Annotated in this window: 21 protein-coding genes, 1 tRNA gene and 2 pseudogenes; 9 read left to right on the top strand and 15 right to left on the bottom strand. The window is 38.0% G+C overall.

Annotated elements, in window-relative coordinates:
- Position 1: 1 nt before the first annotated feature.
- Positions 2-439, bottom strand: coding sequence for a DUF721 domain-containing protein (locus tag LLF28_06290; protein MCE5195046.1), 438 nt, complete (start codon positions 437-439; stop codon positions 2-4).
- Entirely contained in the window at positions 439-627 is a 189-nt protein-coding gene (gene rpmB, locus LLF28_06285; protein MCE5195045.1) for a 50S ribosomal protein L28, read from the bottom strand. Before rpmB ends, LLF28_06290 begins: the two co-directional genes overlap by 1 nt.
- Before the next feature lie 120 nt (positions 628-747).
- Between rpmB and infB the strand changes: the two genes are divergently transcribed.
- The 4 genes from infB to LLF28_06265 all read left to right on the top strand — a co-directional run bounded on the left by infB (position 748) and on the right by LLF28_06265 (position 5,437).
- Positions 748-3,261 carry a translation initiation factor IF-2 gene (gene infB / locus LLF28_06280; GenBank protein ID MCE5195044.1) on the top strand — a complete coding sequence of 838 codons (2,514 nt, stop codon included), beginning with the start codon at positions 748-750 and terminating at the stop codon, positions 3,259-3,261.
- 61 nt (positions 3,262-3,322) lie between these two features.
- Positions 3,323-3,670: a 30S ribosome-binding factor RbfA gene (gene rbfA, locus LLF28_06275; protein MCE5195043.1), complete on the top strand. Its 348-nt coding sequence runs from the start codon at positions 3,323-3,325 to the stop codon at positions 3,668-3,670.
- Complete coding sequence (locus LLF28_06270; GenBank protein ID MCE5195042.1) at positions 3,667-4,614, top strand: bifunctional oligoribonuclease/PAP phosphatase NrnA; 948 nt, start codon at positions 3,667-3,669, stop codon at positions 4,612-4,614. Before rbfA ends, LLF28_06270 begins: the two co-directional genes overlap by 4 nt.
- A 25-nt stretch (positions 4,615-4,639) precedes the next feature.
- On the top strand, positions 4,640-5,437 hold the full coding sequence (locus tag LLF28_06265; GenBank protein MCE5195041.1) for a hypothetical protein: 798 nt from the start codon (positions 4,640-4,642) through the stop codon (positions 5,435-5,437).
- On the opposite strand, the gene LLF28_06260 is transcribed toward LLF28_06265, so the two are convergent.
- Both LLF28_06260 and LLF28_06255 read right to left on the bottom strand, forming a co-directional pair.
- Complete coding sequence (locus tag LLF28_06260; protein ID MCE5195040.1) at positions 5,421-5,645, bottom strand: DUF167 domain-containing protein; 225 nt, start codon at positions 5,643-5,645, stop codon at positions 5,421-5,423. The two genes, LLF28_06265 and LLF28_06260, sit on opposite strands and share 17 nt — an antisense overlap.
- Complete coding sequence (locus tag LLF28_06255; protein ID MCE5195039.1) at positions 5,608-6,702, bottom strand: nitronate monooxygenase family protein; 1,095 nt, start codon at positions 6,700-6,702, stop codon at positions 5,608-5,610. The genes LLF28_06260 and LLF28_06255 overlap by 38 nt, the downstream gene beginning before the upstream one ends.
- A gap of 402 nt (positions 6,703-7,104) precedes the next feature.
- Here LLF28_06255 and LLF28_06250 point away from each other — a divergent pair, with 402 nt between their 5' ends.
- Positions 7,105-7,548, top strand: coding sequence for a hypothetical protein (locus tag LLF28_06250; GenBank protein ID MCE5195038.1), 444 nt, complete (start codon positions 7,105-7,107; stop codon positions 7,546-7,548).
- 58 nt (positions 7,549-7,606) lie between these two features.
- On the opposite strand, the gene LLF28_06245 is transcribed toward LLF28_06250, so the two are convergent.
- The gene (locus LLF28_06245; protein MCE5195037.1) at positions 7,607-8,536 is read right to left on the bottom strand and encodes a radical SAM protein; all 930 of its coding nucleotides are present in this window, start codon (positions 8,534-8,536) and stop codon (positions 7,607-7,609) included.
- Positions 8,537-8,630: 94 nt separating this feature from the next.
- Here LLF28_06245 and mutL point away from each other — a divergent pair, with 94 nt between their 5' ends.
- The 3 genes from mutL to LLF28_06230 all read left to right on the top strand — a co-directional run bounded on the left by mutL (position 8,631) and on the right by LLF28_06230 (position 12,961).
- Positions 8,631-10,298 (top strand): DNA mismatch repair endonuclease MutL, encoded by a 1,668-nt coding sequence (gene mutL / locus LLF28_06240; protein MCE5195036.1) that lies wholly within the window; start codon positions 8,631-8,633, stop codon positions 10,296-10,298.
- A gap of 111 nt (positions 10,299-10,409) precedes the next feature.
- A complete protein-coding gene (gene selD, locus LLF28_06235) occupies positions 10,410-11,348 on the top strand; it encodes a selenide, water dikinase SelD (GenBank protein MCE5195035.1) in 939 nt (312 codons plus the stop codon).
- A complete protein-coding gene (locus LLF28_06230; GenBank protein MCE5195034.1) occupies positions 11,348-12,961 on the top strand; it encodes a DUF1957 domain-containing protein in 1,614 nt (537 codons plus the stop codon). The genes selD and LLF28_06230 overlap by 1 nt, the downstream gene beginning before the upstream one ends.
- On the opposite strand, the gene LLF28_06225 is transcribed toward LLF28_06230, so the two are convergent.
- The 8 genes and pseudogenes from LLF28_06225 to LLF28_06190 form a co-directional block, all read right to left on the bottom strand.
- Entirely contained in the window at positions 12,925-13,842 is a 918-nt protein-coding gene (locus tag LLF28_06225; GenBank protein MCE5195033.1) for a LysR family transcriptional regulator, read from the bottom strand. The genes LLF28_06230 and LLF28_06225 overlap by 37 nt on opposite strands.
- A 3-nt stretch (positions 13,843-13,845) precedes the next feature.
- Entirely contained in the window at positions 13,846-14,244 is a 399-nt protein-coding gene (locus LLF28_06220; protein ID MCE5195032.1) for a ribonuclease HI family protein, read from the bottom strand.
- The gene (locus LLF28_06215; protein MCE5195031.1) at positions 14,241-14,969 is read right to left on the bottom strand and encodes a C4-type zinc ribbon domain-containing protein; all 729 of its coding nucleotides are present in this window, start codon (positions 14,967-14,969) and stop codon (positions 14,241-14,243) included. Before LLF28_06215 ends, LLF28_06220 begins: the two co-directional genes overlap by 4 nt.
- Positions 14,970-15,003: 34 nt before the next feature.
- Positions 15,004-15,079: transfer RNA gene (locus tag LLF28_06210), tRNA-Ile, on the bottom strand.
- A 38-nt stretch (positions 15,080-15,117) separates the two neighbouring features.
- A pseudogene (rpoD, locus tag LLF28_06205) lies at positions 15,118-15,843 on the bottom strand (RNA polymerase sigma factor RpoD).
- A 606-nt stretch (positions 15,844-16,449) separates the two neighbouring features.
- Positions 16,450-16,683, bottom strand: a pseudogene (locus tag LLF28_06200) (hypothetical protein).
- A 16-nt stretch (positions 16,684-16,699) separates the two neighbouring features.
- Positions 16,700-18,385, bottom strand: coding sequence for a DNA primase (gene dnaG / locus LLF28_06195; protein MCE5195030.1), 1,686 nt, complete (start codon positions 18,383-18,385; stop codon positions 16,700-16,702).
- Between the two features lie 45 nt (positions 18,386-18,430).
- Positions 18,431-19,390 (bottom strand): hypothetical protein, encoded by a 960-nt coding sequence (locus LLF28_06190; GenBank protein ID MCE5195029.1) that lies wholly within the window; start codon positions 19,388-19,390, stop codon positions 18,431-18,433.
- An 86-nt stretch (positions 19,391-19,476) separates the two neighbouring features.
- Here LLF28_06190 and selB point away from each other — a divergent pair, with 86 nt between their 5' ends.
- Positions 19,477-21,360, top strand: a complete 1,884-nt coding sequence (gene selB / locus LLF28_06185) for a selenocysteine-specific translation elongation factor (protein ID MCE5195028.1) — start codon at positions 19,477-19,479, stop codon at positions 21,358-21,360.
- Between the two features lie 32 nt (positions 21,361-21,392).
- On the opposite strand, the gene aroB is transcribed toward selB, so the two are convergent.
- Positions 21,393-22,493 carry a 3-dehydroquinate synthase gene (gene aroB, locus LLF28_06180; GenBank protein ID MCE5195027.1) on the bottom strand — a complete coding sequence of 367 codons (1,101 nt, stop codon included), beginning with the start codon at positions 22,491-22,493 and terminating at the stop codon, positions 21,393-21,395.
- Positions 22,483-22,992: a shikimate kinase gene (locus LLF28_06175; protein ID MCE5195026.1), complete on the bottom strand. Its 510-nt coding sequence runs from the start codon at positions 22,990-22,992 to the stop codon at positions 22,483-22,485. Before LLF28_06175 ends, aroB begins: the two co-directional genes overlap by 11 nt.
- Positions 22,993-23,012: the final 20 nt, after the last annotated feature.

The following is a 23,012-nucleotide window of genomic DNA, read 5'->3' as shown; positions in this document are numbered from 1 at the left end:
TCTACGCAGACCTCTTAAATGTTAGAGACTTTTCTATTGCTTTTTTTATTTGTACTTTTAAATCTTCTTCTGGAATCACTGAAACAGTGTTTTCAATAAATGCTTTGTCGTCTATTGTCATCCTGCGCATCTCAGGTTTCGGGCCGCTCTGTTTCTTGTATGGAAAGACCCTGCCAATTTTTAACCGCACAGACTTTATCCCAAATCTATTCAGCTTCTTGACTATCGTCTCTTTGTAAAAACTGAGTTCCTGCATCCAGACAGCTGAATCAACATTTATAAGAAGCTCGCTTTCTTTCAGTGCTGCCGGCGATGTATGAAAAGACAAAGGCTTTTCAAATATCTCAGACCATTCCATTTTTATCTTTAAAAGATGGACATCTTCGCTGATGCCAATATTTCTTAAAATAGGGGCTAGAAGAAAATCCGCCCGTCTCACTAAACAGCCTTTTTAACCTTGCCTGAACGCAGACATCTCGTGCAGACATACGCCCTTTTTGTAGCTCCACTAACAGTTATTTTTGTGCGCTGAAGATTTGGCATTATTTGTTTCTTTGTTCTATTATTTGCATGGCTTACATTATTGCCAGTTGATCTCTTTTTTCCGCATACAACACAGTGTGCCATTAATGTTTCCTCCTTCCTGAACAGCTTATTTATTAAAATTGCTTTATCAAGGTTTTTTATGATAACATTTTGGGATTGATGTTACAAGGGTTTATAATATAGAAAGGGTTGTTATTAATTATGTCTAAAATTAAAGTCAGCGAGCTTGCCAAGAAGCTTGAAGTCGGCTCCAAAGAAATAATAAGCGCACTCTCAGCGCTTGGAATAACTGTAAAATCAGCTGCTGCCTCAGTTGAGTCTGAGATCGCTGAAAAAATAGAAAAGCAGCTAAAGAAAAAACCTGCTTCAGCTCCGTCTAAAGCAACTGCAAAAAAAACTGCTGCAAAAACTGAGCAAACAGAAAAAATAGAAAAGAAAAAACCCGCTGAAAAGAAAAAAACAGAGGGGAAAAAAAAGGAAGTAGAGCCTGACGAGAAAAAAACGTCTAGGATAAAGCTTTCAAAGCCCGAGAAAAAAGCAGTAGAAATTAAATCTGCTCCTGCTGTAACTGTCCCTTCACAAATCGTTGCACATACAGTTCAAAAAACTGGCAAGAAAAAAACAGAAATGCCTAAAAAAACAAGCCCTGCTGAAAAGAAATCAGAAACTGCAAGAATCGAAGAACAGCCTGAGATAATCAAAAAAATAATAGAAGAGGGAGCTGCCCCTTTGCCGGAAGAAGTTATTGAACTCAAGGTTCCTGACAGATTCATGAAAGAGATAGAAACAGAAAAGGTTGAGAAACTAAAAGGAAAACCTCAGATGCAGAGGGCATTCCAGGCAATAAGAAAAATAGAAACCAAGAAATGGGTTGAACCCAAAACCTTTAAAAGACAATTAAGATCCAAACCATACTCCAAGGAAGAACTGAAGCCGCAGCTGCTGCAGCAGGTAATACAGAGGAAAAAAACCCTGAAGCTCCGAGAGGGCACAACAGTAAAAGATTTCGCAGAGCTTATCAGCGTGAAGTCCTCTGATGTTATAAGAAAATTAATGGATATTGGTTTCATGGCTACGATTAACCAGCCTATTGATGTTGATGCTGCATTGCTTGTTGCAGAAGGTTTTGGCGTGAAACTCGAGATAGCCCGTGCAGATGATGAGCTGATCCAAGAGGTTCAGGAAGAGGATGTAACAAAGCTCAAACCAAGACCTCCCGTTGTAACAATCATGGGTCATGTTGACCATGGCAAGACATCTCTGCTTGACGTAATCAGAGAGACCAAGGTTACGGAGACAGAAGCAGGCGGTATTACACAACATATTGGCGCATATAAAATTACCATAAAAAATAAGGATATAGTGTTTCTGGATACTCCCGGCCATGAGGCATTTACTGCTTTAAGGGCGCGCGGCGCAAAGGTAACAGACATTGTTATCCTTGTTGTTGCTGCTGATGACGGTGTTATGCCGCAAACAGTCGAGGCGATCAATCATGCAAAAGCAGCAAATGTCCCTATCATAGTCGCCATAAACAAGATCGATAAGCCTGAGGCCAATCTGCAGAAAGTAAAAACAGAGCTCGCAGAACAGGGAATTCTTTCCGAAGATTGGGGCGGCCAGAATATTTTCGCCGAGGTCTCTGCCAAACAGAGACTGGGAATTGAGCACCTTCTCGAGATGATACTTCTTCAGGCAGAGGTTATAGAACTCAAGGCAAATCCTGATAAATTGGCAAAAGGCACAATCATAGAAGCAAAGCTAGACAAAGGCAGGGGCCCTGTGGCAACTGTGCTTATTCAGGCAGGAACTTTGCATGTTGGAGATGCATTTCTTGCTGGAAAAAGCGTTGGAAAAGTCAGAGCGCTTATTGATGACACTGGCAAGCGCATAAATGAAGCCGGACCATCAACGCCTATCGAGGTAATAGGATTCCCGTCTGTCCCAACCGCAGGCGAGGTATTCAATGCTGTTGAGGATGAGAAATGGGCTAGACAGATCGCTCTCACAAGGTTACATAAAGAAAGACAGGCAGAACTAGCAAAAGGAAGGAAACTCACACTAGATGAGCTTTATGCAAAGATAAAAGAAGGCGAAATAAAAGAATTAAACCTGATACTCAAAGCTGATGTTCAGGGTTCTGTTGAGGCAATAAGAGAAGCATTTGAAAATATTATACATCCGCAGGTAAAAGTAAGAGTTATTCATTCAACTGTAGGCGGTATAAATGAATCCGATATCATACTTGCTGCTGCATCAAATGCGATCATCATCGGTTTTAATGTAAGACCTGAATTAAAGGCCTCACAGCTCGCAGAAAGAGAAGGCGTTGATATAAGGCTTTATAACATAATCTACGAAGCAATAGAGGATGTCAGAAAGGCGCTTGAAGGACTGCTTGAACCTACATTAAAAGAAAAGATTCTTGGAAGAGCAGAGGTCAGACAAACATATCAGGTATCGAGACTCGGAACTATTGCAGGCTGCCATGTTATTGACGGAACTATCAACCGTGTAAGCGACGGGATAAGAATAATTAGAGACAATATTGTAGTTTACACAGGCAAGATCTCATCGCTTAAGAGATTCAAGGAAGACGTAAAATCAGTTCAAACAGGATATGAATGCGGAATAATGATCGAGAATTACAATGACCTTAAGGCTGGCGACATACTCGAAAACTTTATAATAGAGAAAATAGCAGCGAAACTGTAAATAAAAAGTTAAAGGCATATTGAGCTTTTCTGCTTTTAACTGTAAGTCTTAACTTAAACCTATGCTCCCATATAAACGCTCACAGAGAGTCGGCGACCTGATAAGAGAAGAGATTGCTGACATAATAATGAACAAGGTAAAGGATCCTCGCATCGGATTCATCACTGTTACAGGCGCAGAGATAACCGACGACCTCAAGCATGCAAAAATATTCATAAGCATTCTGAAAGAAGAAGAAAAAAAAATAACTTTTGACGTGTTAAATACTGCTAAAGGATTTATACGCTCTGAATTATCAAAACGCCTGAAGATGAAATTCATTCCCAGCATCTCATTCAGGATTGATGCATCAATTGAATACGGAAGCAAAATAGAAAAATTATTAAAAGATATTCGAGACAAAAATTGAAAGTACCAAAACAACTTATAACTTTTCTGAAAAAGGAAACTCATTTCCTAATAGCAACTCACATAAGTCCTGAAGCAGATGCTATTGGCTCATCACTTGCACTCTCAATGGCCATTGAATCTCTCGGGAAAAAAACAATTATATACGATAAGGATCCTGTACCTCCTGCATGCAGATTTCTCCCTGGATATGAAAATTTCGTTTCCTCTCTGCCAGACATTAATCCTTCTGCTCCGCTTGTTCTTGTTGATTGCAATAAACCTGAAAGAGCAGGACTTAGTGATTTAAACTTTTCTATTTCAGCAGTTATTGATCATCATGAAACAGAGAACGGCTTTGGTGATGTCAGATGGATAGAACCCAATGCCCCTGCAACAGGCGCAATGATATATCATGTAATTAAAGAATTAGGCATAAACATAACAAAAGAGATCGCTACCAATCTCTATGCTGCAATCTCTATTGACACAGGGACTTTCAGATACAGCAATACAACTCCTGAGGTTCTGAGAATAGGCGCAGAGCTTATAGAAATCGGCGTTGACCCTGCATTTGTTTCGGAGAATCTCTACCAGAGCTGGTCTGAGAACAGATTCAGATTACTTCTCAATACCTTGAACACTGTTGAGATTTATGATGATGTTGCAATCACAACAGTCACTGATGCAATGTTCAAAGGCATTGGCGCTGATCCAGCAGACACGGAAAATTTTCCTAACTTTACGCAGATGATGAAGCATATTAATATCTCAGTCTTAATAAGAGAGCTTGAAAAAGATTACTTCAAGGTCAGCCTCCGTTCAAAAAACAGAAGCATTAACGTTGCAAAGGTGGCAGAGATTTTTAATGGGGGCGGTCATAAGAATGCTGCGGGTTTCAGAATACGCGCAGATTTGAAAACTTTAAAGGAAAATATTCTCTCAGCAATACGTAAAAAATCTTAATAATTTCTTTTCACTAAATATTCAAATGGATTTAAAGTTATTACAAAATACCGGCAAAGAACTTTTGAAAGAGATATCTCTTTTTAAAAATCTCGATGAGCCTCAGATCCCTCTTGGTATTGGCGCTGCTGGAGACAAGACATTTCCTGTTGATAAAAAAGCTGAAGAAATAATCATCTCTGCATTCGAGAAATCAGGAGAGCCTTTCACAATTGTCTCAGAGGAAGCAGGAATGATGAATATAAATGGAGGCGGCAGAAAAGTTCTGATAGACCCTATTGACGGAAGCAAGAATGCGGTAAACGGTCTTCCATTTTACTGTGCGTCAATCGCAATTGCTGACGGCAATACAATCGGAAATATAGAAACTGCTTATATTATTAATCTCTCAAATGGCGATGAGTTCTGGTCAAATAAAGGCAGCGGTGCATTTTTTAACAACAAGCGAATCTACACTCAAAAAAATAATATTTTTTATTTTACTGCTTATGAATCAGAGCTTCCAAAGCGGGATATTCCTAAGATAATGCCTTTATTAGCTGAATCAATGAAAGTCAGATGTTTTGGTGCAACAGCCTTAGACCTTGCGTATCTTGCAAAGGGCTCAATAAGCATCTTTGCAACCCCGGCATTATCAAGAAGCTTTGATTTCGGAGGAGGTTGGCTTCTGGTAAAAGAAGCAGGCGGAGTATTCACTGATATAAGTGGTAATTCAATCGAAAACAAGGAGATAAGCATAAAGAAAACTGCATCATTGCTTGTTTCCGGAAATGAAGAGCTTCACAAGAAAGCATTAAAATTATTAGCTAGCCAATCTCTATAATCTTTTCTCTTGCCTTTTCGCCCCTGAGAATTTTTATGCGGCTTTTTCTTTTATTAAAATGCTCTGCAAGAATCGCTATTACTGCCTTATTTGCCTTGCCGTCTACTGCCGGCGCAGTAACATAGACCTTAAACAACTCTTCATTTTCAACAATCTGATTTTTTTTTGAATTAGCTGTTACTTTTATTTTTATTAGCTGTTTGCTCATATTCTTCCAGCAGGGATTTGACCAATTCTTTAACAGAAAGCAGTCTCTCTGCCCTATAAGCATTCTCACCTGCAAAAGCAAATCCGCTTTTCATATTTCCTTTTTGTGCATTCATTAAAGCGCGCGCAATGCAGTAAGGGCTGTTATTGTAATCACACGTTAAAATGCAGTGATAAGGACATTTAAATGGTTTCTTCTCTCCCTTATTCACATCATCTATAAACTGGTTCTTGATCGCCCTTCCCGGCATGCCAACAGGACTTTTGATAATAACAATATCTTCTTTTTTGGCGTCAAAATAAGCCTGTTTGAATTCCGGAGATGCATCACATTCATATGTTGTAACGAATCGCGTTGCCATCTGAACCCCTGAAGCGCCCATCTGGACGAATTTATAAATATCTTCACCTGTATATATTCCTCCAGCACAAATTACAGGAATAGATTTTTTATATTTTTCTTCAAATATTTTCACTTCATTTATTACCTCTTCAAGCATCTTTTCGAGTGAGAAGGAAGGATCCTTGAGCTGTTCTTCTTTAAACCCCAGATGTCCCCCTGCCATAGGCCCTTCAACCACAAATGCATCCGGCATATAGTCATATTTATCCAGCCATTTTTTTATAATGACTCTTGCAGCCCTTGCAGAAGAAATAATAGGAACCAGTTTTGTGCTTTTGCTTCCATTCAGGAATTGCGGGAGATTAAGCGGAAGACCTGCTCCTGAAAAAATTATGTCTATTTTTTCCTCAATAGCAGTTTTCACCATGGTCACAAAATTAGATGTTGCCACCATTATGTTTACGCCTATTATGCCCTTTGTCAATTCTCTTGCCTTCTGGATTTCCTTTTTCAGGGCTCTGATATTTGCGTCTATATAGTTTGTAAGGCCGTCAGGCTCAAAAAGTCCAATGCCAGCAGCAGAAATAACTCCTATTCCTCCTTCGTTTGCAACAGCAGATGCAAGTCCAGACAGAGATATTCCAACGCCCATCCCTCCCTGTATTATAGGAGTTCTTGCAATCAAGTCTCCGATCTTTAGTTCTTTTATATTCATTAGTTTTCGTTTCTTACCCCTTATTTTTTTAAAAAAATAAACATCTATGTCTTTTGTTTATGGAAATACAACCTGTATTCTGTTATCTCCGATATTGTTTACCTTCAAATCTTTATTGAAGTGTTTGCCTACACCTTTCATAATGTCTCCTTCTTTAAAATTTTGTCTTATATTTTAACATTTAATACATCACAGAGAGTGAAAAGTTTTTAGTTCCTTGCTTTATAAGTCTCATTTTGTGCCTTTTTCTTCTTGATTTCTGGCATTGTAATTTTATTCTAAAGGGTGTATAAATTTGGTAACAATCTGATTTTATGAAAGGTGGTGGTATAATTAACTGTTTTTTGAATGAATAAGTGCTATACAAAATATCGAAAAATTTTAGATTTTGGAGGTATCAAAATGCAACAAGCAGCAAAAATATTAATGCTAAGTCTTTTCATTGCTGTTTCAGCCTTTTTGATTATGACGCCGGATTCAACTCAGGCCCTTACCGAAAAAGAGATTATGGCTGCAACTCATATCGTCAATCTCGAGGCCACACCTGTATGGTTTAAGCCCGGACAGCCGATAGATTTTGTAATAAAAGTTAGATACAACGGCGGAACACAGGATGGATTCGACGTTGGTGTATTCCATGAAGGCCGTCTTGTTGGCTGGGAAACAAACAAGAGATTTAATAATGGCATGAACACTTTTAAAATTCATGATGCTAATTTTAAGGGTGACCTAGGTCCCTATATTGTAAAAGTCAGATACAAAGGCAGGATATTCACAGAAAAAAGATTTATCACAAAATCACATTGTTCGTTTACGATCGACCCTCAGGCAGCTCCTCCAAGATAATAGAAAAGACAGCTAAAAGGCAGGCTGCATTAAGCAGCCTGCCTCATAAAAACAGCCGCTATTCATAAACACTTTCATAGGTTAAATTGCACCTTGGGTCTGGCGCATTAATATCATTATAAATTAACAAGCTTATTGCAGGACATCCTCCATTACATGAATTAAAAACTTTACATTCCTTTTTTGGACAAGAATTTTTTTTCATACCTTTAAAAAAATCTAAGCACGGGTTTTTCATTAGCGTGTCAAAACTGTCCTCTAATATATTCCCAAATCTGAATTTTTCATTACGTGCTAGAAGATAGCAAGGAAACACCGAACCATCAGGCAACACCGATAGTTTTACAGTACCTGCCGGGCATCTTGTTTCATGCCTATCTTTTGAAACAAAACCTGAACAGTATACACCATCAACATTTTTATATTTATCTTTCAAAGTATTCAGTTTTTGTAAAAATTCATAAAATGGAATTGTTTCTTTAAGCTCTTTTTTAGTAATCGCATCCATAAATAAAATAAAATATGGAATCCCGGATTTCACATAATCAACAGCGGCATCAGGTATTGTTTTTTCAGCTGTGCATATTCCTTTAAGTATTGGTTTGTTTTTAACAATAAAATTATGCAGTTCATTAGAAATTTTTTTGCTGTTAACGGAGATACCTAGTGTAAGGGTATTTTTATTGTATTTTTGCAGCAGCAACTCTAATATATCGATATTAGACCCGTTAGAGCTTAGAAATACATGCATGTTTCTTTTGATTGGGATATCGATTAATTGTATTATTTCCGGATGAAGAGTCGGCTCGCCGCCCAGAATATCTATTTCATTTATTCCAGCATCTGCTAACTTATCAATTATTTTTTTATAATTCGCTTTATTGATTTCTTCATTGATTCCAATTCCTCTGTTAAAGCAAAAACTGCAGCTACTATTGCATCTTAGTGTAGGAAAGAACTGTATAAATTTAGGATAAGGCTTGTCCATTGGTTTTTGTATTTCATAATCCTATCATGCTAAAAGTGCAATATCAAGTAAATGTGCCACTTGCGAAATCTCATCCCAGCAATTAAAATGTCATATGCCTCAGATAAAGATTCTCTCTGTTGATTTAAGAAATAAAATTGCCGCAGGCGAGGTCATTGAAAGACCTGCATCTGTTGTAAAAGAACTTATCGAAAATTCCATTGATGCAGAAAGCACTGACATAAGAATCGAGATCCTGCACGGCGGGAAAAAGATGATTAAGGTTTCTGATAATGGGATTGGCATGGATAAAGACGATGCGGTTTTATGCTTTGAACAATATGCAACAAGCAAGATCAGGGATGAGTCTGATTTATTCAATATAACAACAATGGGATTCCGAGGCGAAGCCCTTCCTTCAATAGCATCAGTATCAAAAATAAAACTTGTTACAGGATTAAAAGAAGCAGTATCAGGTTTTTCTATAGAACTTCATGGCGGCGAATTAAAAAGCAAAAAAGATTCCCCTTCTTCTGGCACGTCAATTGAGATAAAAGATTTATTTTTCAATACTCCTGCAAGAAAGAAATTCTTGAAAACTAACACAACCGAACTTTACCACATAATTGATACTGTAACCAAAGAAGCCCTTTCTCATCCTGAGATTGGTTTCACCCTTGTAACAGATAACCAGGAAACAATTGTTCTGTCAAAGGCATCTGGATTGAGAGAAAGAGTAATGCAGATTTACGGTGACGAGCTTATGGCCGGATTAGTAGAAGTGAATTTGAACTATAATTCGTTGAACATGAGCGCCTTCATTTCAAAAACTGAAAATTTCAGAAGCAGCAAGGCTCATCAGTTTATTTTTGTTAATGATCGTCCAATAAAAGACTATTCCATATCACATGCTGTTTACAATGCATATGAAGGTATTCTTCCTAAAGACAAGCATCCTGTATTTTTTATATTTCTTGATATCAACCCAAAAATTGTCGACTTCAATGTGCACCCGACAAAAAAAGAAGTGCGGTTCGAGAACAAAGAAGCTGTCTACAATTTCATTAATGCAGGCATTAAGGATGTAATAAAAGAAAAAAGAGTTGAATACACAAGGCAATTTACTGAAGAGATGTCTCGGCCCGGGCACCAGCAAAATTATTCCAAACAGTCATTTATAAATACTGCTCCGGTGATTTCTGAAAATCTTGAGCTTGCATATAAGCCTTCTATTCCATTCGTTTATCTTGGAGATACTTTTGTTGCAATGTCAGGCAAAGGCGGGTTGACGCTGATTGATCATCATGCTGCGCATGAAAGAATAATGTATGAAAAATTTTTGAAGAAAATTAATCTAAGTTCTCATCAGCTGCTGTTTCCAAAACAGATTAAACTGTCTGCCAAAGAATATAAAATTATCCTTGAGAATGAAAATCTTCTCGATGAATTCGGAATTGACATTGATGATTTTGGACATGACACAATAATTATCCGATCTCTGCCGGATGAGTTGATGAATTCTGATATCAGGGGGATTCTCTCTGATATCGCATCTTCACTTATTGAAGGACTATCGCCTGAAAGATCCTTAAAGGAGAAAATTGCAGCGAGTATCGCATGTCATAGTTCTGTTCGCGGCAAAGAAATCCTTAATCAGGAAGAATTCTCAAGCCTCATTGCTGACCTCGATAAAACAGATTTCCCTGACCAATGTCCTCATGGAAGACCAACCAGAATTTTCTTTTCTCTTGATGATCTCAAGAAGTTTTTTAAACGTAAATAGTTGTATCCTTGATTCTAATCGTGTATCATCTTTTACATGGACTATAGACTGACAGAAAAAGTTAAAGCTGCCGGTTGAGCCGGTAAAGTAGGTCCGGCGGACCTCGAAAAGATTATTCACTCTATCAAACAGCCTGCGAGTAGAAATGTGCTTGTCGGGCCGGGTGACGACGCAGGGATTTTTTTGCTCTCAGGCAATACTGCGCTTGTCGAGACTGCCGACATAATAACTCCTGTTGTTAATGATCCTTTCACATTTGGAGCAATAAGCGCTGTAAATTCCCTTAGCGATATCTATGCTATGGGAGGAAAACCATTGACTGCACTTGCTTTGGCAGGATTCCCTATATGTGATTTTGAGACAACCCTGATCTCAGAGATTTTAAAAGGCGCTTTGGATACTCTGAATAGGTCGGGAACATATTTGCTTGGAGGTCATAGTTTTGAGGATCCTGAAATCAGATTTGGTCTTTCAGTGACAGGTACTATTGATAAAAATAAAATTCTCAGAGTTACAGGCGCTCAAGCAGGAGACATAATCATACTTACGAAACCGCTTGGAATTGGCATACTCACAACCTCTTTAAAAGGCAGGGCGCTAAGTAATGATGAGATTGAGCATGCTGTAAAATGGATGCTTACCTTGAATGACAAGGCATCTGAAGCTGCGCTTAATGCTGATGCAAGCTCTGCAACTGATGTAACAGGATTCGGGCTGCTTGGTCATGCATATAATATGGTTGCAGATTCAAAATTGGATATTGTTATTGAAAACAAAAAAGTGCCAGTCTTGGAAAGAGTAAGGGATATGGTTGTATCAGGAATGGTTCCCGGCGGGGCATATAAGAATCTTCTGTTCATTAAAGAAAAAGTGGAATTTAATCAGGAAATTAAAGAAGAGGAAAAGCTTATACTCACTGACCCTCAAACATCAGGAGGACTGCTCATAGCCTTGAAGCCTGAAAAAACAGACTTTTTTAAAAAAATGAACGTGCCCTTCAATGTTATCGGCAGGGTTGAGCGAGGTAATGGAAAAATCAAAATCATCTGATGTATAAAGGATACCTTAATCTTGTTCTTCACGCACACCTGCCTTATATAAGACACCCAGAACACGAATTCTTTCTTGAGGAAAACTGGTTCTACGAAGCTGTCATCGAAAGCTATATCCCCCTTATCGATGTTTTTAATTCTCTGCTCGATGACAGGGTTAATTTCAATGTTACATTATCATTCAGTCCATCGCTCGTTGAAATGTTTAATGATCCTCTTTTAAGAGAAAGATGTCTTAGACATATAAATAATCTTATCGAGCTTTCAGAAAAAGAAATTCTAAGAACTAAGGGAGATTCCTCTTTTGAGCCTTTGGCAAGAATGTATAACGAGCGCTTTAGAAGAATACGGTTTTTGTATGAGGATATCTACAAAAAAGACCTTACATCAGCTTTCAGAAAACTTGCTGAAACAGGAAATATAGAGATCATAACAACTGCTGCAACTCATGCATATCTTCCAGCATTCAGCAGTCATCTCTCTTCTGTAAGAGCTCAAATAAAAGTTGCAGCAGACACTCATGCCAAAAACTTTGGAAAAAGACCAAATGGGATATGGCTTCCTGAATGCGGATACTTTACAGGTCTGGATAAGCTGCTTAAAGAAACAAGGATAAAAGTCACTTTTCTCGAAGCGCACGGAGTATTAAATGGAACCCCTGTGCCAAGATACGGATTGTATAGTCCTGTTTCATGTCCTTCAGGAGTTATAGTTTTTCCAAGAGATATTGATTCTTCGAGGCAAGTCTGGAGCTCCATAGAAGGTTATCCTGGAGATTTTGATTATAGGGATTTTTATAGGGATATAGGGTTTGACCTGCCAGCCGATTATATAAAACCACAAATTAACCATGACAATATAAAAACATACACAGGAATAAAATACCATTCAATAACAGGTCCAAACTCTGAAAAAAATCCCTATATAAGAGAAAAGGCATTATTAAAGGCAGAAGAGCATGCTGAAGATTTTGTAAAAAACAGGAAGCTCTCTGTAGAATGTCTGAACTCAACAATGAAGTTCAATCCAGTGATTACAGCGCCTTATGATACAGAGCTGTTTGGTCACTGGTGGTTTGAAGGTCCGGAATGGCTGAATTTTTTATTTAGAAAAATAGATAAGACAAAAGAAAAGGATCTAACAACAATCACTTCTTCACAATATCTTGAACTTAAAAAAAACAAGCTGCAACGTGTGAATCCCTCAGCTTCAAGCTGGGGACACAGAGGATATCATGATGTCTGGATTAATGATTCAAATAAATGGATTTACAGACCCCTTCATGAAATAGCGGATAAAATGACTGAACTGGCAGATTCTTTTCCAAAAGCAGTCGGCATCAAAAAAAGAGCGCTGAAACAGGCAGCCAGAGAGATTCTGCTCTCACAGCACAGCGACTGGCCGTTCATACTGAAGACAGGAGTTGCAGCTGAATATGCAACTAAAAGAATTAATGGGCATATTGAGAAATTTAAAGATATTTATAGCAGAATGAAATCAGATTCGGTTACCGCGGAATGGCTGGAAAAGATTGAAAAAAAGGATATGATATTTTCTGAGATTGATTATAGGGTTTATTCAACCCAATTCAATAGTTTATCAAAAGGATAAGCTTTCAAGTATGTAAGAAACTCATCTACTGCATGAGATGAAATTGCTGTTTTTTGCATTACTAGCGCTAAGTCTCTCAGCAGTTTTTCTTCCTTGAAATGGAGTAATTTCAGTGTGCCGTATTTCATCTCTTTTCTTATTGCCCAGCGTGAAACTATCGACATTCCAACTCCGTCTTCAACAGCTCCTTTTATTGCCTCTGTGCAACCGAGTACCACAGTAACTTTCATTTCCTGCGGTGTGATGCTGTGCTTTGCAAGGTATTTCTCTATAACCTGTCTTGTCCCTGAGCCTTCCTCTCTCATGATAAAAGGTTCTTCTGTAATTTCAAGAATGGAAACTGTCTTTTTCTTTGCCCATGGATGTAACGGAGGGACAATAAGGATGAGTTCATCGCTAAGCAATTTTTCCACAACCAGTTTTTGTTTCTCAACATCACTCTCTACAAGTGCTATATCAATATTCCCTGCATTTAAAAACTCTATTATCCTCTTTGTATTTCCAACAAGCAGATGAACTTTTATGGTTGGATGTTTTTTCCTGAAGTCTGCTATTACGCTAGGGAGAAGGTAATTGCCTATTGTTGTGCTTGAGCCGATTCTTATACTGCCCTTCACAAGTCCTGTAATCTCGCCTATCTCTTTTTCAGCATTAGAATAGAGTCCCAGTATCTCCTTTGCATATCTGTACAGGGTTTCGCCGGCAGGGGTTAGTGTTACTGTGTTGCTTGCCCTTTCAAAAAGCTTGGTTTCATAGAGCTCTTCAATTGACTGGACAAGCAGACTGACTGCAGGCTGGGTAATGTGAATCCTTTCAGAAGCCTTTGAAAAACTTTTTGTCTCGGCTACGGTACAAAATACTTTAAGTTTATGGTCATCCATGTTTTACTTTAATGCTTTTATTGCCTTTTTTGCAAGCTTGTCTGCTTCGGCATTCTCTTCTCTGGGTATATGATCTATTGTGTATGCAGAAAAAGAAGCCAGTAGAGCCACTGTTTTTTGATAGAGTTTTGCTAGATTCTCATTTTTTACCTTATAAATGCCTTTTATCTGTCTTACTACCAACTCTGAGTCTAAAAAAATGGTAAGTTTCTCTATATTTAATTCTTTTGCCTTTGTAAGTCCCCTAATAAGGGCCGTATACTCTGCGATATTATTTGTGCTAATGCCTATATACTCAGAGAGTTCTAATTTTGCAGTATCATAGATGAGAACTACGCCAATGCCTGATGTGCCAGGATTTCCGCTGGATCCTCCGTCGCTGTAAAGAGTGCCTTCTTTCATACTGCATTGCTTTCCCCAGGAATCTGAACCCAGTATAGGATTCTCCTGCACTGAGGACACTGAATTATCTCTTCATTCTTTTTTATTTCAACGCACATCTGGGGAGGAATATTCATGTTACAGCCAAGGCATATCTCATCTCTTATCTCTACTACTGCAAGGCCTGCGCATGCCTTGAATACTGTCATGTAGTCTTTATATGCATCGGCATCTATTTTTTTTGCTGCCTCATCTCTTTTTGCCTTAAATTCTTCGAATAGTTTTTTTGCCTCAGCTATTTCTTTATCAACTTCTTTTTTAAGAACATCTGTTTTTTCTTTTTCTTCTTTGAGTTTTTTTTCTTCAGCTTCCAGCTTTTTACCTTCAGCATCTATTTCTTCCATAATTAATAGAATACCATCTTCAACTCCATAGCGTTCTTTTTCTATTGTTTCTATTTCTTTTAGGTGGGCCTGATATTCCTTATTGGTTTTTATATCTGTTGTGTGAGCTTTAATCTTTTTGATCTTGTCATTGATATCTTCTACTGCCCTTTCCTTGTCTTTTCTCTTTTTTTCTAAATCAAGATATTTCTGTTTCTGCTTATCAAAATTTATCTGCATTTCTTTGAATGAATTCTCTACTTCATTGAGTTTTAGGGGCATTAAATCAATGATCTTCTTTTCTCTGATTATTGTAGTATCTATAACCTGAAGCTCAATGAGAAGTTTTATCGTCTCTTGCACGCCACCTCCGCTAATAACGGGCTTTTCTTTTTCTTGGTGGGCCCACCAGGACTCGAACCTGGGACCAACCGGTTATGAGCCGGTAGCTCTACCAACTGAGCTATGGGCCCGTTAAGGGTATAATTGTAAATTTAAAGGTATGATTTGGTCAAGCCCTTTGAATAAAGGCTCTGAGCCACTTGTGACGCATGGGATGTCTTAATTTTCGTATTGCGCTTACTTCTATCTGCCTTATTCTCTCTCTTGTAACCTCAAATTCCTTGCCAACTTCTTCCAGTGTCTGAGGAGTGTCTTCTCCTATTCCAAATCTCTTTCTTAAAATCTTTTCCTCTTTTGGATTAAGCGTCAAGAGCGCCTTGTCTATCTGATCTTTGAGGTCATCAAGAATTGCGGAATCAAGAGGAGAAACTGCACCCTTATCCTCAATGAAATCGCTCAGGTGGCTGTTTTCCTCTTCTCCTATTGGTGTCTCCAGAGAGATGGGTTCTTTTGCTATCTTTAGAATATTTCTTACTTTTTCTACAGACAGTCCCACTCTGTAAGATATCTCTTCATGAACAGGTTCTCTGCCAAGTTCCTGCACAAGTTCCCTTGTTGTCTTTGTAATGCGGTTCATTGTTTCGACCATGTGCACAGGTATCCTGATTGTTCTTGACTGGTCTGCAAGTGCTCTTGTTACAGCCTGCCTTATCCACCATGTAGCGTATGTGCTGAACTTATAGCCCCTCTCATACTCAAACTTGTCACATGCGCGCATCAGGCCGATGTTGCCTTCTTGTATCAGGTCTGAAAAACTCAGCCCTTTCCCCATATATTTTTTTGCTATGCTTATTACTAGTCTGAGATTAGCCTCTATTAGCATTCTTTTTGATTCAAGCACTCCCGCTTCACCTTCATTTAGGAACTTCAGGGTCTTCTTCATCTCATCATACTTAAGCCCCACAAACTTCTCCTTCTTTGATATCTCTGTTCTGCAGTACAAATAATCATCAAGCAATGATTGTGCATTTTTATTAAGTTTTTTCGTATTTTTCTTTTTCAGAAGTTTTTCAGCGTAATATCCCAGTTGTCTGAGCTTTTTCTTAAGAAACAACATATGCTTGTCTATGTCTTCTGCTTTATTTATTGTTTCCCTGATCTCTTCAGCAAAAATCATTAGCGCATCATCTCTTAGTTTAAGATCATCAATTTTATGAAGTATGCTGCTCATGTTATCTTCAAGCTGTTTGTTTATTTTACTGCTAGAACTTGTATCTTTTGCTTTGAGTTTGCTTAGATAGTTTTTTCTTTTTTCATATAAATCCTTAAGCTGCGCTGTTATTGCAAAAAACCGCTTTCTTTCTTTATGGTTATCCTCTGATTCAGTTTCTTCATTATGAATTATCTCTCCAAGAGGCGCTTCGCCCTTTTCAATCAGCTCGCCTAGTTCTATCAGTTTCGTCATGGTAAATGGAAGCATGAAAACAATCTCTGCTATTTTTTTCCTGCCTTCTTTAATCCTCTTTGCTATTGTTACTTCTCCGTCTTTTGTAAGAAGCGGAACGCTGCTCATCTCCTTGAGATAAATTTTTAAAGGATCATACTCAGGCTCTGAAACCGGCTGACCTTTTACTTCTTCAATGAATTCATTTTCAACATCTTCAATCCCTTTTAACAAGTCAAATCCTTCTAGCTCCTGTTCTTCATTTCCAAAGTACTCGGGCTGCTCTCTCATGTGCTCCTCCCTTGTTTTAGTCATGACCCAATCTTTTGTGTTTTTCTGCCAGCAATGATTTTAAGAGCTGTAAATCACCTGCTGTTTTTGCTTTTTGGATCTTCTCATCCAGCTTCGAGTTTGCCATCTTCTTAAAACAGTCCCTGATATTTATGTCCACGTTCTCAAGGTCAAAACCCGGGCTTAAAGATAATCGTGTTACAATTGCTTTCTCCTCATCCTCCAGCCCAGCTAATATTGAATTCATATCTAATTTATCGGTTAAAGGCTTGATTTTTTTAAAAATTTCTTTTACCGTTGTATTTTCAATCTCGTCTATATCTATGTTTTCGAAGATATACGAGGCCTTATCCTGAAAAGCAATAATAGCGCTCAGGAGCAATACATCTTCGCTATATAAAAGATCTGATGTCTTAGCCTCATTCTTTCCCTGTCTGCCTCGTTCATATTTTTTTAGAGCTTGCGAATCTTTATTGGTTTCTTTTCTTATAGCCGTCTCGCTGACCCCTGATCTCTCTGAGAGTTCCTTTAAAAGTTCTTCCTTTAGAATCATGTCTTTGACATTGTTTATTATGCTGATCGCAGTTCTGATGTTATCTGTCTTTTCTCCTTTGAGCCCTAGAATAAAATCAATCATGGATTTTGACCTCGCAAGTGCTGTCTGAAAAGCAGCGCTTCCTTTTTTGCGAAGGAAGCTGTCAGGGTCGTCTCCTTCTGGAAGGAGCAGTATCTTTGACTTAAAACCATGCTCATATAGCAGACTAAGAGATCTTTTTGCAGCAGCAATACCTGCTGCGTCACTGTCAAAAACAAGAACAATCTTTTTTGTAAGTCTTCCTATTTTCTGGAGATGTCCTGACGTAAGGGCTGTACCAAGCGGTGCAATAACATTCCTGAACCCATGCTGATGGCATATTATGACATCTATATATCCCTCCACAACAATTGCATAATCTTTTTTCCTGATCTCATCCTTTGCCACATTAAGTGCATAAAGAGTTTCGCCTTTTTTAAAAAGCATTGTCTCGGGAGAGTTGAGATATTTTGGCATATCATTATCAATTGCCCTTCCTCCAAAAGCTATTACATCTGCATTTATATTAAAAATCGGGAACATCAACCGGTTTCTGAACACATCATAAAAACCTTTTTCCCCGCTAAAAACAAGACCTGATTGTGCAATCAGTGCGTCTTCATATTCCTTTTTTCTGAGATGTTCATACAAGGTTTTCCAATCCTTATCCGCATAACCAAGACTGAAATTTTGTACCATTTCTTTGTTGATCTCTCTCTTGTCCAGATAAGAGAGAACTGTCTTGGATTTTTTAAGTTTTTCCGGAAAATATCTGAGTGCCTCATTCTGGATCTCATGCAATTTGTCTTTTTTCTCTGTGAGCCCTGTCTCGAATTTGTATTCGGAAAGTTGTATCCCTGCTTTTTTGGCAAGCGTTTTAACAGCTTCCTGAAATGTCATATTCTCGTAGCGCATGACAAATCCTATGACATCACCTCCTGCATTACAGCCGAAACAGTGGTATATCTGCTTGCCAGGGCTTGCCATGAATGAAGGAGTTTTTTCTGAATGGAAGGGACAATTTGCCTTATAGTTCTGTCCTGACTTCTTAAGCTCAATATAATCTCCTATGACATCTATTATGTCCAGTCGAGACTTTATGTCTTCAAGAAGTTTATCTGACCTCATAAATTATGAGCGCAAGTACTATTTGTGCCGCTTTTTTTTATCTAACTAACTATTCCTGCTAGTTCTTTTAAAGCCTGAGCACTCAAGTATGTCAATTGATATGCCTTTAGACAGTTCGTCCAGTAGAAGATTGAGACCAAGAGTATCACTTGCTATATGACCGGCAATAACAACATTCAGATGGCTTTTTTCTGCCTCTTTCTTGTGTTCTTCGCTAAGATGCATGGCAACGATAGTATTCACTCCTCCTGCAGCAAGGCTGCTGAATATTTCCTTTGCACCTTCTGTTCCTCCAGTCATATCAACAAATATCTTGCCCGTCTTCCTTTCTTTTGAACCTATTAGAATTTTTGGGCCTGCGCCGTTATAGGCTGCTGTTTTATATTCAGGTATCTCTTTGAGCATATTAACGACTTCTTCAATTTTATAAGGTTTCTTGTCATCAAATAGTCTCTGAAGATAGGTTGCAACCATGTTGTCAGCAGGGGTATGAAGACATATGAAAGGGATGTTGAGAAGTCTTGCTGCATCTACAGCCCTGGTGTGATTAACAGGCATCAATCTCCTCTCAACTTCTTTTATCCTTGCCTCCATCAGTCCTTCTGCTATGTTTATAGGCACCCCGAATCTGTTAAGAATATCCGACTGCATCTGCATAACGGAATAGAGGTTTGCATAAGCCCTTCCTTCAGGATGATGGGCTATTACAAGATCAATATTTTTGCCTTTTGACTTAAGCGCATCAGCGAGAAGCAATTCCCCGGCTTCTATATCAACTCCAACAAGCGCTGATTTTACTTTCTCATCGCCTGTTCCATTCAAAATTCTTGAATCAGAATACGGATTGGATAAGCTTTCTTCGTCAAAAAATTCTTTATCTTCTTTGGATAATTTTTCGTGAGCCTTTTTTCTTGATTCAAGCTCTTTTAGAACAAATTCTTTGCCTCTGGGATCATTTTCTATGCCTTTAGATATTGCCTTGCTATACAGTTCTTTTAGAGTCATTTTAGAATCCTTTTTATAGAGTTTTTCTATTTTATTGTTTGTATTTTTATTTGTCAATTATTCATCTGATAAGTAAACTATTATTCATGCACTATGTAATATTGGGCACAGCAGGACATATAGACCACGGCAAAAGCGCTTTAGTGAAAGCCTTGACAGGGACCGACCCCGACAGGCTTAAAGAAGAAAAAGAACGCGGGATAACTATAGACCTCGGGTTTGCAGATCTAAAATATCCTGATGGATTGACAGTTGGGATAATAGATGTTCCGGGACATGAAAAACTTGTAAGAAATATGCTTGCAGGCGCAGGTGGAATTGACATTGTTCTTCTTGTAATAGCTGCAGATGAGGGAATAATGCCGCAGACCAGAGAGCATCTGGCAATATGCAATTTATTAAATATTAAATCCGGGTTGATCGTCCTAACAAAAACTGACCTTGTTGAAGATGACTGGATTAGACTTATTTCAGAAGAAATAAAAACATTTGTGAAAGACACATTCCTCGAAGGCACAGATATTATTCCAGTATCAGCAAAAACAGGGGAAAATCTTGAATTACTTAAAGAAAAGATAAAAGAAATTGGGTTAAAGGTTTCACCAAAACTCACTAACAGTATATTCCGTCTGCCAATAGACAGAGTATTCACATTAAAAGGATTTGGCACTGTAATCACTGGAACAGCGGTATCGGGCAGTATATCGGTCGACGACGAAGTGCAGATACTTCCAACAAATATCAAAAGTAAGGTACGCGGACTGCATAGCCATGGGGCTGCACTTAAAACCTCATATGCAGGTCAGAGAACAGCCATCAATCTATCCGGAGTTGATAAGGAAACATTATCACGCGGAGATGTGGTAATAACTCCAGACAAAATATTCCCAACAAAGCTCATTGATGCAAAAATTAATCTTTTGGGAAAAACCCCTTCATTGAAAACAAAAAGCCTTGTTCATTTTCATACAGGCACATCAGAGATAATTGCACGAATCATAATGTACGACAGAGATGAGTTAAAACAGGGTGAGAGCTGCTTCTGTCAGTTTAGACTCAAAGAGCCTGTTATCTGTATGTGCGGAGACAGATATATCATAAGAAGATTTTCACCTGTAGAAACAATTGGAGGCGGTGAAATCCTTGATCCATATCCTATTAAAAGAAAAAAGTCTGAAGGCATTGAAGACCTGGATGTTTTTGAAAAAGGAAGCCTTGATGAAAAGATCGAAGCAAAGCTTAAAAAAGCTGGCATTCATGGAATTCTTTCTGCAAGCATAGAGGGCTGGATAAACACAGATCTTCAAAAGATAAAAGATGCAATCTCCCTTTCAAAAGAAAAGTCTCTTATTAAACAAGTTGACAATATGCTTATACATGCAAATGAAATTTCTTCTGTCAAAGAAAAAATTAAAAAAGCACTCGACCAGTTTCATAAAAAGAATCCTCTAAGGCAGGGCATATCAAAAGAAGAAGTAAGGCTTCAGCTGAAGGTTGAGCAAAAGACATTCAACGCAATTCTAAGCTCGATGCCTGAAATTGCAATAGAAAAAGATATCCTCCGTATAGGATCATTTAATGTTTCTTTATCAGATGCCGAAGTAAAGACAAAGAAAAAAATTCTTGCTGCTTTAGAACAAAGCGGTTTTCAGCCGCCGTCCAAAGACGAACTTTCAAAAAATCTCTTGCTTCCACTTAAGCAGCTTGACGATATTTTGAAACTTATGACAAAAGAAAAAAGCGTTGTTAGAATCAATGATTCTTTTTATATAACAGCAGATGCTTACAACAAAATGCTTGATGCATTAAAAGATTTCTACAGCAAGAAAAAGGAAATGACTCTTGCAGAGTTCAGAGATATTCTCGGGACAACCAGAAAATATGCAGTTCCATTTGTCGAATATCTTGATTCAAGCAAGGTTACTTTGCGGATAGGGGATGTGAGAAAGTTTTTGTTGATAAAGAACTGAGAATTGTTTTTTATTTGCAGCAGTATTAAGATTCAAGACAGCAAGGCTTTTTTAATGATTTCATTGTCTGCCCCTTTATAAATCTTAACTTTTCCGATCTTCTCAGGCAGAATGAATTTTAGCTTTCCTCCAACAGTTTTTTTATCAAGCTGCATTGAGGATAAAAGGGTTCGCGTATCTATACCTGCTGGTATTTCTGATTTAAGACCATAAGAGTCGATTAAGTTTTTAAGTCTCGACACTGCTTTTTCGCTGAAAAAACCTAGTATATGGGATAGTCTTGCCTCAACATGCATTCCTATTGCTACTGCTTCACCATGAAGAAATTGTTTGTAGTCTGTTGCTGTTTCAATTGCATGTCCAATTGTATGGCCGTAATTTAAGATTACCCTTACCCCTGATTCTCTCTCATCTTTTGAAACTACATCTGCTTTTAGTTCACAAGAACGTTTAATAATATAACTCAATGCATTTTTATCAAGATTAAGAATTTTGCCTTTTTTATCCTCTAAAAACCTGAAGAGTTCTTTATTTTTTATTACGCCGTATTTTATTACTTCTGCAAGTCCGGCAAAAAGTTCTCTTTTAGGCAGGGTATTTAATGTATCTATATCTATCCATACGAGTTTGGGCTGATAAAAAGTACCGATCATATTTTTTCCAAGCTTATGATTCACTCCTGTTTTCCCGCCGACTGAACTGTCCACCTGCGACAAAAGGGTCGTAGGTATTTGAATGTAAGGAACGCCTCTCATATAAGTTGAGGCTGCAAAACCTGTTATATCACCGATAACTCCTCCGCCTAGAGCAACTATCGCTGATTTCCTGTCAAGCTTATGACTTAAAAGCCGGTCATAAATTCCCTGCATTGTCTTGAGGTTTTTATATTGTTCTCCATCAGGAATTATTACTGAAATAACATCAAAGCCTGCTGTTTTTAAAGAATTCAGCACAGTTTTTCCATATATGGCATTAACTGTATTGTTACTTATAAGTCCGATTCGCGAACTTAACTTGAAGGATTTTAGTTTGCTGCCAATGCTTGCAATGATCTTGCTTCCAATGCATATCTCATAACTTCTTGCGCCAAGTTTGACTTTTAAATGTTCTACCTTCTTGATTTTATTTTTCATTTTTAACTTTCCTGACAATCTCATTTGCAATTTCTAACGGTGTTTTATTTTCTGTGCTTATTACAATATCCGCTTTTTCATAGTAAGGTTCTCTTGCTTGCATCAGTTCCTTAATTTTTTCTAAGGGATTATCCACCTGAAGCAGCGGTCTTTGATTATCTTTTGCTGTTCTTTTGAGAATAGTTTCTGGTTCTGCTGTCAGACAAACAATAATTCCATTTTCTCTCAGCGCTCTCATGTTTTCCTCTTTTAATGGCGCGCCCCCGCCTGTCGAGATAATAGAATTTTTATTTTTTGAGATGAATTTTATCATTTCTGTTTCAATTTCCCTGAATCTGGATTCGCCAAGTTTTTTAAAGATATCCGCTATAGTCATTTTCTGTGACTGTTCAATCTTAGTGTCAACATCGATAGCGCTGCAACCGAGGATTTTTATAAGCATTTTGCTCACCTCAGATTTTCCCGTGCCCATAAAACCTGTAAGAACAATATTTCTCATATTGTGTTTTATAAATTATA

The sequence above is a fragment of the Nitrospiraceae bacterium genome (assembly GCA_021373015.1).
Lineage (GTDB): Bacteria > Nitrospirota > Thermodesulfovibrionia > Thermodesulfovibrionales > UBA1546 > JAJFTJ01.
Note: the sequence above shows the minus strand (reverse complement) of the source record. Positions and strands in the feature narration are given on the sequence as shown.

What these genes read in the sequence shown, in the direction of transcription:
- rpmB (MCE5195045.1), bottom strand. Translation starts at nt 627, where the DNA reads ATGGCACACTGTGTTGTATGCGGAAAAAAGAGATCAACTGGCAATAAT.
- infB (MCE5195044.1), top strand. Translation starts at nt 748, where the DNA reads ATGTCTAAAATTAAAGTCAGCGAGCTTGCCAAGAAGCTTGAAGTCGGC.
- rbfA (MCE5195043.1), top strand. Translation starts at nt 3,323, where the DNA reads ATGCTCCCATATAAACGCTCACAGAGAGTCGGCGACCTGATAAGAGAA.
- LLF28_06265 (MCE5195041.1), top strand. Translation starts at nt 4,640, where the DNA reads ATGGATTTAAAGTTATTACAAAATACCGGCAAAGAACTTTTGAAAGAG.
- LLF28_06260 (MCE5195040.1), bottom strand. Translation starts at nt 5,645, where the DNA reads ATGAGCAAACAGCTAATAAAAATAAAAGTAACAGCTAATTCAAAAAAA.
- LLF28_06255 (MCE5195039.1), bottom strand. Translation starts at nt 6,702, where the DNA reads ATGAATATAAAAGAACTAAAGATCGGAGACTTGATTGCAAGAACTCCT.
- LLF28_06250 (MCE5195038.1), top strand. Translation starts at nt 7,105, where the DNA reads ATGCAACAAGCAGCAAAAATATTAATGCTAAGTCTTTTCATTGCTGTT.
- LLF28_06245 (MCE5195037.1), bottom strand. Translation starts at nt 8,536, where the DNA reads ATGGACAAGCCTTATCCTAAATTTATACAGTTCTTTCCTACACTAAGA.
- mutL (MCE5195036.1), top strand. Translation starts at nt 8,631, where the DNA reads ATGCCTCAGATAAAGATTCTCTCTGTTGATTTAAGAAATAAAATTGCC.
- LLF28_06230 (MCE5195034.1), top strand. Translation starts at nt 11,348, where the DNA reads ATGTATAAAGGATACCTTAATCTTGTTCTTCACGCACACCTGCCTTAT.
- LLF28_06225 (MCE5195033.1), bottom strand. Translation starts at nt 13,842, where the DNA reads ATGGATGACCATAAACTTAAAGTATTTTGTACCGTAGCCGAGACAAAA.
- LLF28_06220 (MCE5195032.1), bottom strand. Translation starts at nt 14,244, where the DNA reads ATGAAAGAAGGCACTCTTTACAGCGACGGAGGATCCAGCGGAAATCCT.
- dnaG (MCE5195030.1), bottom strand. Translation starts at nt 18,385, where the DNA reads ATGAGGTCAGATAAACTTCTTGAAGACATAAAGTCTCGACTGGACATA.
- LLF28_06190 (MCE5195029.1), bottom strand. Translation starts at nt 19,390, where the DNA reads ATGACTCTAAAAGAACTGTATAGCAAGGCAATATCTAAAGGCATAGAA.
- selB (MCE5195028.1), top strand. Translation starts at nt 19,477, where the DNA reads ATGCACTATGTAATATTGGGCACAGCAGGACATATAGACCACGGCAAA.
- aroB (MCE5195027.1), bottom strand. Translation starts at nt 22,493, where the DNA reads ATGAAAAATAAAATCAAGAAGGTAGAACATTTAAAAGTCAAACTTGGC.
- LLF28_06175 (MCE5195026.1), bottom strand. Translation starts at nt 22,992, where the DNA reads ATGAGAAATATTGTTCTTACAGGTTTTATGGGCACGGGAAAATCTGAG.